The sequence below is a fragment of the Chitinophaga sp. CCNWYY40 genome (genome assembly GCF_037483205.1).
Lineage (GTDB): Bacteria > Bacteroidota > Bacteroidia > Chitinophagales > Chitinophagaceae > Chitinophaga > Chitinophaga ginsengisegetis.
This window is the reverse complement of the sequence record NZ_JBBHLF010000001.1, coordinates 979,438-993,410: the sequence shown is the minus strand read 5'-3', so window position 1 is coordinate 993,410 and position 13,973 is coordinate 979,438. Positions and strand designations below refer to the sequence as shown.

Below are 13,973 nucleotides of genomic sequence, written 5' to 3'. Positions count from 1 at the left end.
ATGACCTCTTACAAAGAAACGCTGGACTATCTGTATGCACAGCTGCCCATGTTTACCAGGGTAGGCGCCAGTGCATTTAAAACAGACCTGCATAACACCATTGCATTGCTGGATAAGCTGGACCAACCGCAACACAGCTTTAAAACCATACACGTAGCCGGTACCAACGGGAAAGGTTCTTCCAGCCACATGCTGGCCGCTATCTTTCAGCAGGCCGGTTACAAAACAGGATTATATACGTCTCCCCACCTGCTGGATTTCAGGGAACGTATCCGCATCAACGGGCAAATGGTACCGGAAGATTTTGTGGTGGATTTCACTGAACAGATGCGCACACACATTACAGACATCCAGCCCTCTTTTTTTGAACTCACCGTAGCAATGGCATTCCGCTACTTCCAGCAGGAAGCGGTGGACATTGCCATCATTGAAGTGGGCCTCGGTGGCCGGCTCGACAGCACCAATGTGATTACACCCGAACTATCGCTGATCACCAATATCAGCTATGATCATAAAAATATCCTCGGTGATACCCTCCCGCAAATTGCCGGTGAAAAAGCCGGGATCATCAAAGCCGGTGTACCGGTGGTGATCAGTGAAACACAGTCAGAAGTACAGGATGTATTTATCAATACCGCCAACGCACTGAATGCCCCCATTCACTTCGCAGACCAGGAATGGATGGAAGCTTCCGGCGCCATTGAAAGCAATCACTTCACTATAACGTTACTGGATACACGCCAGCAGCAGATGCGCCGTTTACAACTGGATCTGAATGGCCGGTACCAGGAAAAAAATGTGATGGGCGTATTGTCGGCGGTAAAAATATTACAGCAAAATGGCTGGCACATCACCTGGGACCACATCACCCAGGCGTTATCACATGTAAAGAAACTAACCGGCCTGAGAGGCCGCTGGGAAGTTATTCAGCGGCATCCGCTCACCGTACTGGATGTGGGCCACAATGAAGCCGGCATCCGCGAAGTGATGCAGCAGCTGGGACATGTTAATTACCAGCAGTTACACATTGTAGTAGGATTTGTGAAAGATAAGGAAGTAGAAAAAGTGCTGCCGTTGTTCCCGCCTACTGCGCATTATTATTTCTGTAAAGCGCAGATTCCCCGCGCGATGGACGAAGTGGCGCTGGCCGAAATGGCGGCTGCCAGCGGGTTACAGGGCCATGCTTATGCCTCCGTTCAGGCAGCCCTGCAGGCGGCCAGGCAACATGCCCAGCCGGATGATATGATCCTCGTTTGTGGTAGCTTTTTTATTGTGGCAGAAGTGATGTAAGTTATTTCATCGTCATTTTACCGAGATACAGCAACGCGTAAAAGATACAGGTGGTATGCAAACTGTGTACTATTTTGTTATCCAGTAACAGTTGCTGTAGTTCTTCCAGCGGCATAATCACCACTTCAATATCTTCGTTGTGATCCAGTTGCTGGTCCTGCACTTTCACCCCTCCCGTTGCCAGGAACATATGCGTGTAGTTGTTACTGGAAGCAGTATTAGGCGCAATAGTGCCGAGCGACACCCATTCTTTAAATGCGTACCCGGTTTCTTCCAGCATCTCCCGTTTCATGGCAAATAAAGGATCCGGATCAGTGGGGTCCATGGTGCCACCAGGGATTTCCAGCAATGTTTTGCCTACTCCCTGCCGGAACTGCCGGATCATGATCACCTGCCCGTCTTCCCGGAGCGCCACACCGTTTACCCAGTTGTTGTACTCCAGTACGTAATAGGGCGCTACTATTTTGCCGGCAGGCGTTTCGCAGGTATCTATACGTGCAGTAAGCCAGGCATCTTTAAAAAGATATTCCGATGAGAGTAATTTCCAGTCCATATTCATAATAACAATGCTTTACCAATCCATTCGTTCTTTCAGGCGCAGGATATGCTCCAGGTGATGTTTACCATGCCAGGAATAATTGGCGGCATGGGTTTTCAGATTATGCCTGGTGCCATTGGCAGGATGCACAAAAGTACGTTCCCACTCGGCTTCAGATAAATGCTCCATTAAACTTACCCAACGGTTGTGCAGGGCATGCAGCAGGGTGATAGATACATTTACCGGCGTAAATTTCACATCGGGCAGTTCCGCCCACAGTTGTTCCTCGTAAGGTTTTATTACCGGCTGTTCTTCTGTGAGAGCCAGCTTCATGCGGGTGTATCCGTTCATGTGGCTGTCGGCCAGGTGATGTATTACCTGTGCTACCGTCCACCCTTCCGGGCGGTAGGGTGTTTGCAGCTGGTATTCGTCCAGTTGCTGCACAGCAATTTCCACCAGCTGGGGCAAATAGCGGATGTCGTTAATAAATCCCCGCAGCATTTCCGGCGTGTAGTCCGGTAATGGTTCAAAGCGGCCAATAGGATATTTCAGTGATTCCATCCGTTATGTGTTGGTTTATTCTTCGCGTAAGTCTTTTCCTGTGAGGTGAATGAACACATCTTCCAGGTTCGCTTTCTTCACTTCTTTCTTTCTTTCAAAACCGGAAGATACCAGTTTATCAATCAATGCATCCGGTGAGTCGATAGCGATAATAAGACCGCTGTCGACGATGGCGCAACGGTCGCAGAGGAATTCTGCTTCATCCATATAATGCGTGGTAATCACCACGGTGGTGCCCTGGCTGCGTACCTGCTGGATCAGCTCCCACAAATTGCGGCGGGCCTGCGGATCCAGACCGGTAGTGGGTTCGTCCAGGAAAATGATCTGTGGTTTATTGATCAGCGTAGTGGCAATGGAAAAACGTTGCTTCTGACCGCCGGAAAGTTCTTTGAATTTTGCTTTGGCCTTATCTTCCAGGTTAAACATCCCCAGGAGCTTCATAGGCTCCACGGGCTGGTTATACAGGCCGCCAAACATTTCGATGAGTTCTGTGAGATTCAGTCCGGGATAATAGCCGGAACTCTGGAGCTGTACGCCGATGATCTTCTTGATATCGTTAGGGTCTTTGTCGAGGTCATAGCCTCCTACCATCACTTTGCCGGCTGTTTTTTCCCGCAGGGTTTCAATAATTTCCAGGGTAGTGGATTTACCGGCGCCATTGGGGCCCAGCAGGCCAAAGATCTCTCCTTCAAACACTTCAAAGCTGATTCCTTTTACCGCGGTAAACTCCCCGTATTTTTTTACCAGGTTACTTACCTCAATGATCTTTTTCTTTTCCATGCCGCCAAATTACAGAAAGAATGCGAAAAAAAAGAGCGCATAAGCGAAGGGGACGGCCGGTGGCTGTCCCCTTCGCTTTAATTACTGCTTGATAAACACCTGCGTAAAGAAGGTAATCCTCCCTTTATCCGCGGTGCCGATACCAATGAGCGTATAATCGCCCAGCATATTTTTACGGTGCCCCGGACTCTTGATCCATCCATTTACCACTGCTTCCGCATCAAGGGTGCCATAAGCCACGTTTTCAGCAGCGCTGGCTACGCGGCCCATCTTTTTGGAAACGTTGGCCACGCGTTCTTCAAATCCTTCATGACCAAAACCGGTGCTGCCGTTGGCCATATCCCGGCTGTGGCGGCGCGCCTGCTGGCTGATGGTGGCATCCAGCTGTAAAGGCTTCAACCCTTTCGACTGACGGAACTTGTTGGTGTAGTACAGGATCTGGTCATCCATGCTGGCACCTGCATTACTGCTGTCTGCCGCATGGGTGGCACGTGAACACGCGCTAACCTGGAAAACGGCCAACAGGGCGACTAATAATGCAATGATCCGCTGGTTCTTCAAAATCGACATAGAAATAAAATGGTTAATAATTAAAAATGAATAAAGAGTACTAATAAGACTATTAAAACCAGGCCAGGTTTAGCAAGCTGGGTGCCAGAAATTAAAAACGGTGTATAAAGGATATTTTGTATCCGCTATACACCGTTTTTTATATTATTTTTTTACGCTTACTCGTTCATGATCCGCTGCCAGGTGTCCATCATTGTTTTGGACCCTATAAAAATGGCCATCCGCTGGTGCAGCTGTACCGGTTTCAGCTCCAGGAGGCGCTGTTTGCCGTTAGCCATGGCCACGCCGCCGGCCTTCTCCATGATAAACGACATGGGATTGCACTCGTAACAAAGCCTTAAACGGCCGGCCGGGTACTTACCAAAAGCCGGGTACATGAAAATACCACCCTGGATGAGGGTACGGTGTATTTCAGCCACCATACAGCCTACAAACCGGTGACGGTAAATACGGTCATTTTCGTTCCTCGCCATGAAATGATCGATCGACTTACGGATTTTATGCTCATATAAGTGGTAATAACCCACATTTACGGAGAAAATATCACTGTCGGGCGGGCATTTCAGGTTGGGGTGCGACAGGCAGAACTCCCCGATAGACGGGTCCAGGGTGAAGCCCTGCACGCTGCGGCGCGTGGCATATACCATCATGGTAGAGGAGCCATAAATGATATACCCGGCGGCTATCTGCTTGGTGCCCGGCTGCAGGAAATCCTCCAGCTCACACTCCGACCCCTCCGGTGTAAGCCGGCGGTATACGGAGAAAATGGTACCGATAGATACATTCACATCAATGTTGCCGGAACCATCCAGGGGGTCCATCAACACCACATATTTCGATTTTTTGGAATGCTCATCATGAAAAGGGATGAAGTTTTCATTTTCTTCTGAGGCCACGCCACAGCAGTAAATACTGGTTTCCAGTGCATCAATGAACTGCTCATTGGCAAATTCATCCAGCTTCTTTACTGATTCGCCCTGCACATTGGTTTTGCCGGCTTCTCCCAGGATATCAGCAATACCCGCTTTATTTACTTCCACATTTACCCTTTTAGCAGCGAGACCGATATCACGCAGTAAACCGGATAACTGACCGGTGGCTCCCGGGTAATTCCGTAACTCCTGGATAGTAAATTCATCCAGTGTCATTACTTTTTGCTTAAGATTCATAACGTTAGGTTGTATGGGCGAATTTAGTCAATTGAAACTATTTTAACAGAACTGTCATTTATCTGCAAACAGATTTTAAAACAATTCTAAACTTGTCTTACTTTGCCAAATAATTTTTTAAAAGAAGATAAACTATCATATGAAGGTTTTCAAGTTTGGTGGCGCAAGTTTAGAAAGTGTTGAACGTATCCGGCAGGTGGCTCAGATTGTACAGTCATTTCCGGACGAGAAACTCCTCATTGTTATTTCTGCAATGGCCAAAACAACCAATGAGCTGGAAAAAGTAGCACAGAACTTTTTCCTGCGTAAAAGGGAAATCGCCGCGCAACTCCTCTTTAACATCGAGCAGCAACACGTAAATGTAGCCGAGGCCCTGCTGGGAACAAAGGATCATCCTTTATTTATCCAGCTGCAGCAATTCTTCACCGAAGCAGAATGGACGCTGGGCGAAAAGCCCCTGCGCACCTACGATTACTATTACGATCAGCTGGTTGGCCTGGGTGAACTGCTCAGCACTTCCATTGTAAGCGCTTTCTTTAACAGCATAGGCATCCACAATACCTGGCTGGACGTAAGGGATATTTTCCGTACAGACGATAACTTCCGCGATGCCAATATAGACTGGCCCTACACCCAGCGGCAGGTAACCGAAAAAGTGGTTCCCCTGTTCAACAGCACCAATATTGTGATTGCACAGGGCTTTATAGGCAGCACCGACCAGAACGAAAGCGTTACCCTGGGCAGGGAAGGCAGCGATTACTCCGCCGCCGTTTTCGCCAATATGCTCGACGCCGAAAGCCAAACCATCTGGAAAGATGTGGAAGGACTGAAAAATGCCGATCCCAAGCTGTTCCCCAACACCGTGAATATACCGGAGATCAGCTACGGCGAAGTGATAGAAATGGCCTACTATGGCGCCCAGGTAATTCACCCGAAAACTATTAAACCACTGCAGAACAAACAGATCCCCCTGCTGGTGAAATGCTTCCTGGATAAAAACCTCCCCGGCACGGTGATCAAGGAAACCGTAGATGTAAAACAGCTGCCCCCCATCATTGTGCTGAAAAAGAACCAGGTTTTACTGAATATTACCTCCAAAGACTATTCTTTTATTACCGAAGATAAGATCAGCGATATCTATGAGATCTTCCACGGGCTGAAGGTGAAAATTAACCTGATGCAGAACGGGGCGATCAATTTCTCCTGCTGTATAGATAATAACCCGGAGAAGATAGAACTCCTGATCAAAACGCTCCACGAGCAGTTTAAAATCGTTTACAACGAAGGACTGGAGCTGCTTACCGTACGTTACTACCAAACCGGCCTGCTGGAAGAACTCAGCGACGGCCACACGATACTCCTGGAACAACGTTCACCCGCTACCATACAGCGTCTCTGGAAAAGATAAATTTATCCAGTAAAAATATTCCGGCCCTCCGTGCAACTTTTTTCGTACCCGTTCGTCTTTAGTAAAAATGTGGTATGAAAAAAGTTGCTATCGTTTTAAGCCTGAGTACCGTGGTTATGCTGATCATAGCATGCGGAGGGAAAATGGTCAACCGTGGCTACCTTTCCGCCAGCAACCCGGATGAATTGCCTATTTACCTGATCACCCTCGGATATTTCAGGGAAACGCCTGCTTGTTCCACTACCCCGTCGTCGTCGTGTGTTATGAATGAAACAACAAACATGCCCCTCGGTAAGATACAGGATGTTTTAAGACAGGCACTTCAATACTACCAGGAGAACTGCAGCAGGAAATAACAGCCCCCCTTTTTTGGTATTAGCTTTTGAGAAATTTACAACGGAAACGATAGTATGAGAACAATCATCGTAGCCCTGGGAATACTTTTTGTTTGTATGCAAACAACCCTCGCACAGCAAACTAACTCCACAGGAAAAATTACACTGACAATTACAGACCACGAAGGCAAGCCGCTCCCCTTTACCAGCGTAATGGTGAGGAATATTAAAGACTCGTCCCTTGTGAAAGGAGAACTGACCACCACCAACGGCAGCTGCGCCTTTGAAAAAATAGCCTACGGCCATTATTTTATCCAGGCGTCCCAGATGGGATACAACACCTCCTACAGCAAAACTTTTCTGCTCAATGCCTCCCATAAAGCCATCACCCTGGATACCATCCGCCTGAACACTTTAGGCAAAAACCTCCAGGCGGTGAATGTAACCGCACAGAAACCTTTTATTGAGAGTTCCGCCGGGAAAACCGTGATGAATATCGAAAACAGCGTAAGCGCTGCCGGTAATACCGCCCTGGACCTGCTCCGCCGCGCGCCGGGCGTACAAGTAGATAACAACGAAAACGTAACCCTGAAGGGACAAAGCGTAACCGTAATGATCGATGGTAAACTGACCTACCTCAGTGGCGAACAGTTAACCAATCTCCTGAAAACAACACCCGGGGAAAGCATCGCCTCCATTGAAATATTAACCAGTCCATCTGCCAAATATGATGCCTCCGGGAATGGTGGTATCATCAACATAAAAACTAAAAAAGGAAAAATGACGGGGATCAATGGTAACGTAAATGCTACCCTTACCCAGTCGAGATACGGCCGCTATGGTATTTCCGGTAATGTTAACTGGAGAACGGAAAAATTCAACCTGTTCGGTAATTTCGACCAGGGCGACTATCCCCGGCAGGTTACCCGCGTATACAGCCGGAATGTAAAGGAAAACGATGGCAGCTCCACCTATCTTCAGCAAAATATATTTCAGCGCAACCGCTTTAAAAACAACTACCTGAAAATAGGAATGGATTACTTTATCACCGATAAACAAACCATCGGCGTACTGGCCAACGGTTATAAAAATTCCTTTAGTAACCAGATTTACAGCGATGCCAACCTGGGGCAGGTAAATATGCCGCCGGATTCTATCGTAAATTCCCTCACCACCAACAACAATAAGTTCGATAACATTGCGCTTAACCTGAACTATAAAATAATCCTGGATACCGCCGGCGGAAGGGAAATCAGTTTTGATGCCGACTATGCACAGTTCAACAACCACCGCTTAATGCAGCTGAACGATAGCCTGTACGATGCCAAAACACAACTGAACCGCAACCCCAACAGCATCCGCACCACAGGCAGCACACAGGTACTTATCAAAAGCCTGAAAGCAGACCTGAGCTGGCCGCTCGGGAAGGAAGGTAAACTGGAAGCAGGCGCTAAAACCAGCTTCGTTACCACCACCAACCTATTGCAGTTTGATTCGTTGTTTCATGGCAGCTATAAACCCTCCCCTGGCTTAAGCGACCGCTTTAACTACCAGGAAAATATTTATGCCGCATACGCCACTTATAAAAAACAAATACAGAAAACAAATGTGCAACTGGGACTGAGAGTAGAGAACACCGAATCCACCGGAAACTCTTTTACTACCGGAACAAATGTGAAACGCTCTTATGTCGACTTCTTTCCAAACATCACCGTGGAACAAAAGCTGAATGATAAAAATAAAGTGAGCCTGGCCATGTCACGCAGGATAGAAAGGCCACAATACGGCCAGCTGAATCCATTTATGTTTTACCTGGATAAATACACCTACTTCAGGGGAAACCCTTACCTGCGGCCGCAATACAGTAACATCGCGGAAGTGGCCTATACGTTCAAAGACAAATACATCGCCACCTTCCGCTATAGCCGGATTAAAGATATGATGGAAGAATTTATTACGCAGGATGACAGTACCAAAGCCTCCATCAGCACGGAACGCAACTACGATAAAACAGATATTTACAGCATCCTGTTTACACTGCCCTTCCAGTTTACAAAATGGTGGACCAGCGATAACAACGCGGATTTCTCCTATAATAAATACCGCTTTGAAGATCCTGCAACAAATGATCCTTATTACCGGTCTAACCTTAATTATTATATCAGCAGCACCAATACCATTACCCTTCCAAAAGATTTTAAGGTAGAAGTAATGGGCTACTATAACTCGCCTTTTATTTTTGGTATTTTCAGGGGCTATGCACAGTACAACCTGAACCTGGGTGTTCAGAAAATGTTCCTGAATAAAAACGCTACCGTAAAACTGAGCTACAACAATATCCTGCGGAATGAAAGCTACCGCGGGGCGGCAGAATTTGCCAACCTGAACATGAGTATCTTCAATACCTGGCAGTTCCGCACCGTAAACCTTTCCTTCAGCTATAAATTTGGCAGCGCCACTATTAAAGCCGCCCGCGAAAGGAAAACCGGTACCAGCGATGAACAGAACAGGGCAGGTTAAACCAGGATACGCATCATTTGCTGAATAAGCGCCATCATAGCAGTAGGATATACACCCAGCCCTATTAACAGTATGGTTAAAATAACCAGGGTAATATTACCGGCCATGGGCAGGGCCGGTACCACCGTTGTTTGCTGCCCCTTTGCAGGCACCGCAAACATAGCCGCCACCAGCCGGATATAATAATACAATCCGATCACACTATTAATCACCAGCATAAACAACAGGAACCACTGGTGCCCGTCCACTCCCGCCAGCACCACGTAAAACTTACCGATAAAACCTGCGGTAAGCGGAATACCCGCCAGCGATAACAGCATTGCTGTAAACACCGTAGCCACCCAGGGATAACGCCAGAACAGCCCCCTGTAATCGGCAATCGTTTCCGCATCCTGCGAACTGCTCGACATCACAATCACCACCCCAAAGGCGCCGATGCTTGTAATAAAATAAGCCACCAGGTAAAACGCCAGTGCCTCCAGCCCGGTTTGCACACCCGACAAAAAAGCTACCAGGATATAACCCATATGCGCAATAGAAGAATACGCCAGGATACGTTTGATATTCTGCTGTGTGAGTGCCAGCCAGTTGCCAGCAAACATAGACGCTACCGCAATAATAGCCACTATCCACCACAACATCGGGTAGTCGTTACCGTGAATATCCTGGTAAAAACGGATCAGCAGCACCAGCATGGCTCCTTTGGAAACCGTAGCAATAAACGCCGCCACCGGCAATGGTGCGCCTTCATAAATATCCGGCGCCCACATATGAAAAGGAACAATGCCCAGTTTAAACCCTACTCCTATCAGCATCAAACCAAAACCCGCCATCACGCTCACCGGCAAGTAACCCGCCTCGCGTAAAGCCACGCCTATGCCGGGGAAATCCATATGGCCGGTAAAGGCATACACCAGCGCCATCCCAAACAGCAGGAACGCAGACGACAACGCCGCCAGCATCAGGTATTTGATCCCCGCTTCATCAGACCGCTCGCGGGCACGCAGGTACGCAATTAATCCATACAAACTAATGCTAAGTATCTCCAATCCCAGGAACAGCGACATAAAGTGACGGCTCACCACCAGCACCAAAGCGCCAATAGTAGCCAGGATCAGGAGAATATAGTACTCTTCCTTCCGCTCTTCCCTTTCTTCAAAATAGTTAAACGACAACAACAGGATAATAAATCCCGATACCAGGATCAACCCGGAATTAAAGAGGGAAAATTCATCGATCACCAGCAGCGGTGGCACCGGGTGCGGAATATACTTAATGGCGGGAATCACCGCCGCCATAGCCATACCAAAAGCAAGAAGGGAAAAGCTGTACACGATGCGGTGATTACGCCAGGCTGCTACCAGCAACATGGCTATCACTGCCGCAGCGCACAGGGTTATCAGCGGCCCCAGACTTAAAAAATCAGCGAACGACATAGTCAATGTTTTGGGAAGTGTTCAATACCGGTTGCGGATGGAAGCCCAGCCAGCATATTACTATTACCAATGCTATTATGATCACCAGCTCACGCCCGTTTAAATCGGGTACAGCATATTGCCGGTCGCACGGACCGAAGAAAACTTTCTGCATAATGCGCAGCGAATAAGCTGTTGCCACCACCAAGCCAATAGTAGCCAGGATAGTAAGCACATGATTGGCCTGCCAGCTACCCAGCAGCACCAGGAATTCTGCCACAAAATTGCCTAACCCCGGCAAGCCCAGAGAGGCCATTACAAAAATCATGGCAGCGCTGCCCATCATAGGCAACCGCAGCCAGAGCCCGCCCATCTGCCGCAGGTTGCGGGTATGTATGCGTTCATACAACGCCCCTGCAATAATGAATAACGCGCCTGTGCTGATACCGTGGGTAATCATCTGCATCACTACTCCCTGGTAGGCAATTTCGTTAAAGGCGAAAGCACCCAGCAGTACAAAGCCCATATGACTTACACTGGTGTAGGCAATCAGTCTTTTAAGATCTGTTTGTGCATAGGCCAGCATACCACCATAAAGGATACCAATTACACCCAGCAACATGGCCACGGGCGCTATCTCTGCTGCCGCAGCAGGAAACAGCGGCAACACAAACCGGAGGATACCATAAGCACCCGTTTTCAGCAGCAGCCCGGCCAGCACCACGCTGCCCGCAGTAGGCGCCTCTGTATGCGCGTCCGGCAGCCACGTGTGAAAGGGCACTGCCGGCAGTTTTACCAGGAAGGCAATCAGGAAACCCAGCATCAGCCAGCGTTCCATAAAGGGCGTCATCGGTGTATTGAGCAGATCGAAATAATTAAACGTATATACGTTGGTGTTAGCTTTATGTATAAAGTACAAACCGAGTATTGCCAGCAGCATCAGCAAGCCGCCCGCCTGTGTGAACAGGAAAAACTTATTGGCTGCATATTCCCGGTGCTCATGGCCCCAGATCCCAATCAGGAAGTACATCGGTATCAGCATCATCTCCCAGAAAAAATAAAACAGGAAAAGATCCATTGTCAGGAAAACACCCGTGATACCACACAACACAAACAACAGGTTAAAGTGAAAGAACCCTACACGGGTCTGAATCTCTTTCCAGGAAATGAGTACCGCCAGCGCCCCGAGGAAAAATGTCAGCGCCAGCATCAGCATACTTAAGCCATCCATCGCCAGGTGCAGGCTGATCCCGAAATGCGGTACCCAATCCATCCGGAACTGGTACCACCACCGGCTGCTGCTGCTCTGCGTATGCTCCACCCACACCCCTGCAATAATGCCGAGGTTCACCAGCAGGCTGCAAAGGGCTATCCAGCGGCTGGCAGCGTGGCTTTTCACGCCGGCTACCCACGACAACAACGCCGCGCCAAAAAGGATTAATATCAATACCAGCAATATCATAACTTTTCGTTTAATCGTTCCGGTTATATGTAAATCCGCCAGATCAGCACCGATAATATCGCCACTGCCCCCAGCACCACGCCCAGTATATACCATCGCAGCAAACCACTCTGCGTACGTGCGAGCACGTTATGACACCATTCCATAAACGCCGCCAGCCCGGTATAGAGCGAGTCTATCAAATCCCTTTTATTGATACGCGACAGGTACACAAAAGGACGCACCAGCAGCACATTGTATAATTCATCAAAGTCCCACCCCCTGCTCCAGTAGCCGCGCAGCCACATGATGGCAGGCATCTCCAGGAAATCGGACATCCCTTTGGGATGCTTCACCACCCAGGCATACGCCAGCCCAATGCCGCCCAGCGCCAGCAAAGCCGATAACGCCTGCGAAGTCCATTCCATCGCAAGGCTTTCATGCAACATGGATACCGCCGGCAGCACCGGTTGCAGCCAGTTACTGAACAAGGTTACATGCCCCATCGTATGCGGCAGTTCTATAAACCCGGCCACAGTGGACAATACCGCGAGAACATACAGCGGAATCATCATACTGCCTCCCGGCCGGTGATGCACCTTCGTTTTTTCTTCTCCATAAAATACCAGGAAGAACATGCGGAAAGTATACATGCCCGTGAGTAACGCGCCCAGCAAGGCCGCCAGCCAGAAGCCCACATGGCCCCCTGCCGCCAACCACGACAACCAGATGATCTGATCTTTACTATAAAATCCCGCTGTTACAAAAGGAATGGCGGCCAGGGAAGCACAGCCAATCAGGAATACCCAGTAAACACTGCGCAGCTGCTTCTTCAATCCACCCATCTTAAACATATCCTGCTCGTGGTGCAGCGCTACAATAATAGCGCCCGCAGCCATGAACAACAGCGCCTTAAAAAAAGCATGCGTTACAAAATGAAATACCGCCGCCGACCACGCGCCGCAACCCAGCGCCAGGAACATATACCCGATCTGGCTCACCGTAGAATAAGCCAGCACCCTTTTAATATCCGTTTGCACCAGGGCGCTGAAACCCGCCAGCACCAAAGTGATAGCGCCTATTACAGCAGTAGTGGTTTGCGCTGCCGGCGCCAGTTCAAATAAAGTATGTGTGCGTGCAATAAGATAAACGCCTGCTGTAACCATTGTGGCAGCATGGATCAATGCACTCACCGGCGTAGGGCCGGCCATCGCATCGGGCAACCAGGTTTGCAACGGCAACTGGGCCGATTTACCCACCGCGCCACCCAACAGCAGCAAAGCGATAATAGTAATCACCCCGTCGTTCGCCGACCAGATATGTGTACTGTTTTCCAGTAAGCCGGGAATACTCAAGGTGCCGGTGTACTGAAATAACATAAACAACGCAATGGCCATAGCGGTATCGCCTACACGTGTTACAATAAAAGCTTTCCGCGCAGCATATCCGTTGGCAGGATCTTTATACCAGAAGCCTATCAGCAGGTAACTGCAAAGACCCACGCCTTCCCAGCCAAAGTACAGCAGCAATAAATTATCTGCCATCACCAGCGTAAGCATGGCGCCTACAAATAAGTTCATACAGGCAAAGAAACGGGCGTAGTCCGGTTCGTCGTGCATATAACCGGATGCATACACATGAATCAGGAAACCCACAATGGTGATCACCAGCACAAATACCACCGACAAGGCATCCATCCGGAAATCGAAACCCGTCTTAAATCCACCGGCTTCCAGCCAGTTGCCGGCATGCTGAACAATCGCCTGTTCGCCATTCATGGCAAACTGCATGGCAATGATGATGGCCACTATGGCCGCTAATGCGATACTGCCGCATCCGATCACGGTAACGCCTATACGGTCGAAACGCTTCCAGCCCAGCATGAGCAGGAAGGCGCCTATAAAAGGAATGAGCGGTATGAGTGCAGGAAACATACAATTGAATAT

General features: G+C 48.8%; 12 protein-coding genes. 4 read left to right on the top strand and 8 right to left on the bottom strand.

What is annotated here, in order from left to right; genetic code table 11:
- Entirely contained in the window at positions 1 to 1,290 is a 1,290-nt protein-coding gene (locus tag V7S65_RS04030; RefSeq protein WP_079468102.1) for a bifunctional folylpolyglutamate synthase/dihydrofolate synthase, read from the top strand.
- Between the two features lies 1 nt (position 1,291).
- Here V7S65_RS04030 and V7S65_RS04025 read toward each other — a convergent pair whose 3' ends face one another.
- From V7S65_RS04025 to fbp, 5 genes are all read right to left on the bottom strand, one after another.
- Positions 1,292 to 1,849, bottom strand: a complete 558-nt coding sequence (locus V7S65_RS04025) for an NUDIX hydrolase (protein WP_227024586.1) — start codon at positions 1,847 to 1,849, stop codon at positions 1,292 to 1,294.
- A 12-nt stretch (positions 1,850 to 1,861) separates the two neighbouring features.
- On the bottom strand, positions 1,862 to 2,389 hold the full coding sequence (locus V7S65_RS04020; protein ID WP_111578776.1) for a YfiT family bacillithiol transferase: 528 nt from the start codon (positions 2,387 to 2,389) through the stop codon (positions 1,862 to 1,864).
- A gap of 15 nt (positions 2,390 to 2,404) precedes the next feature.
- Positions 2,405 to 3,169: an ABC transporter ATP-binding protein gene (locus V7S65_RS04015; RefSeq protein WP_079468105.1), complete on the bottom strand. Its 765-nt coding sequence runs from the start codon at positions 3,167 to 3,169 to the stop codon at positions 2,405 to 2,407.
- A gap of 81 nt (positions 3,170 to 3,250) precedes the next feature.
- Complete coding sequence (locus tag V7S65_RS04010) at positions 3,251 to 3,739, bottom strand: CAP domain-containing protein (protein WP_200817195.1); 489 nt, start codon at positions 3,737 to 3,739, stop codon at positions 3,251 to 3,253.
- 158 nt (positions 3,740 to 3,897) lie between these two features.
- Positions 3,898 to 4,908 carry a class 1 fructose-bisphosphatase gene (gene fbp / locus V7S65_RS04005; protein WP_079468106.1) on the bottom strand — a complete coding sequence of 337 codons (1,011 nt, stop codon included), beginning with the start codon at positions 4,906 to 4,908 and terminating at the stop codon, positions 3,898 to 3,900.
- 139 nt (positions 4,909 to 5,047) lie between these two features.
- Here fbp and V7S65_RS04000 point away from each other — a divergent pair, with 139 nt between their 5' ends.
- The 3 genes from V7S65_RS04000 (at position 5,048) to V7S65_RS03990 (ending at position 9,171) form a co-directional block, all read left to right on the top strand.
- Positions 5,048 to 6,316 carry an aspartate kinase gene (locus V7S65_RS04000; protein ID WP_079468107.1) on the top strand — a complete coding sequence of 423 codons (1,269 nt, stop codon included), beginning with the start codon at positions 5,048 to 5,050 and terminating at the stop codon, positions 6,314 to 6,316.
- A 74-nt stretch (positions 6,317 to 6,390) separates the two neighbouring features.
- Positions 6,391 to 6,672 carry a hypothetical protein gene (locus V7S65_RS03995; protein WP_111578777.1) on the top strand — a complete coding sequence of 94 codons (282 nt, stop codon included), beginning with the start codon at positions 6,391 to 6,393 and terminating at the stop codon, positions 6,670 to 6,672.
- Positions 6,673 to 6,726: 54 nt separating this feature from the next.
- Positions 6,727 to 9,171 (top strand): TonB-dependent receptor, encoded by a 2,445-nt coding sequence (locus tag V7S65_RS03990; protein WP_336386123.1) that lies wholly within the window; start codon positions 6,727 to 6,729, stop codon positions 9,169 to 9,171.
- Here V7S65_RS03990 and V7S65_RS03985 read toward each other — a convergent pair.
- Genes V7S65_RS03985 through nuoL form a run of 3 tightly spaced genes read right to left on the bottom strand, consistent with a single transcriptional unit; the run spans position 9,168 to position 13,961 of the window.
- Entirely contained in the window at positions 9,168 to 10,607 is a 1,440-nt protein-coding gene (locus tag V7S65_RS03985) for an NADH-quinone oxidoreductase subunit N (protein WP_336386124.1), read from the bottom strand. The genes V7S65_RS03990 and V7S65_RS03985 overlap by 4 nt on opposite strands.
- Positions 10,594 to 12,048 carry an NADH-quinone oxidoreductase subunit M gene (gene nuoM / locus V7S65_RS03980; RefSeq protein ID WP_336386125.1) on the bottom strand — a complete coding sequence of 485 codons (1,455 nt, stop codon included), beginning with the start codon at positions 12,046 to 12,048 and terminating at the stop codon, positions 10,594 to 10,596. Before nuoM ends, V7S65_RS03985 begins: the two co-directional genes overlap by 14 nt.
- A gap of 23 nt (positions 12,049 to 12,071) precedes the next feature.
- Positions 12,072 to 13,961: an NADH-quinone oxidoreductase subunit L gene (gene nuoL, locus V7S65_RS03975; protein WP_336386126.1), complete on the bottom strand. Its 1,890-nt coding sequence runs from the start codon at positions 13,959 to 13,961 to the stop codon at positions 12,072 to 12,074.
- Between the last annotated feature and the right edge of the window lie 12 nt (positions 13,962 to 13,973).

What these genes read in the sequence shown, in the direction of transcription:
- V7S65_RS04030 (WP_079468102.1), top strand. Translation starts at nt 1, where the DNA reads ATGACCTCTTACAAAGAAACGCTGGACTATCTGTATGCACAGCTGCCC.
- V7S65_RS04025 (WP_227024586.1), bottom strand. Translation starts at nt 1,849, where the DNA reads ATGAATATGGACTGGAAATTACTCTCATCGGAATATCTTTTTAAAGAT.
- V7S65_RS04020 (WP_111578776.1), bottom strand. Translation starts at nt 2,389, where the DNA reads ATGGAATCACTGAAATATCCTATTGGCCGCTTTGAACCATTACCGGAC.
- V7S65_RS04015 (WP_079468105.1), bottom strand. Translation starts at nt 3,169, where the DNA reads ATGGAAAAGAAAAAGATCATTGAGGTAAGTAACCTGGTAAAAAAATAC.
- V7S65_RS03985 (WP_336386124.1), bottom strand. Translation starts at nt 10,607, where the DNA reads ATGTCGTTCGCTGATTTTTTAAGTCTGGGGCCGCTGATAACCCTGTGC.
- V7S65_RS03990 (WP_336386123.1), top strand. Translation starts at nt 6,727, where the DNA reads ATGAGAACAATCATCGTAGCCCTGGGAATACTTTTTGTTTGTATGCAA.
- nuoM (WP_336386125.1), bottom strand. Translation starts at nt 12,048, where the DNA reads ATGATATTGCTGGTATTGATATTAATCCTTTTTGGCGCGGCGTTGTTG.
- V7S65_RS03995 (WP_111578777.1), top strand. Translation starts at nt 6,391, where the DNA reads ATGAAAAAAGTTGCTATCGTTTTAAGCCTGAGTACCGTGGTTATGCTG.
- fbp (WP_079468106.1), bottom strand. Translation starts at nt 4,908, where the DNA reads ATGAATCTTAAGCAAAAAGTAATGACACTGGATGAATTTACTATCCAG.
- V7S65_RS04000 (WP_079468107.1), top strand. Translation starts at nt 5,048, where the DNA reads ATGAAGGTTTTCAAGTTTGGTGGCGCAAGTTTAGAAAGTGTTGAACGT.
- V7S65_RS04010 (WP_200817195.1), bottom strand. Translation starts at nt 3,739, where the DNA reads ATGTCGATTTTGAAGAACCAGCGGATCATTGCATTATTAGTCGCCCTG.
- nuoL (WP_336386126.1), bottom strand. Translation starts at nt 13,961, where the DNA reads ATGTTTCCTGCACTCATACCGCTCATTCCTTTTATAGGCGCCTTCCTG.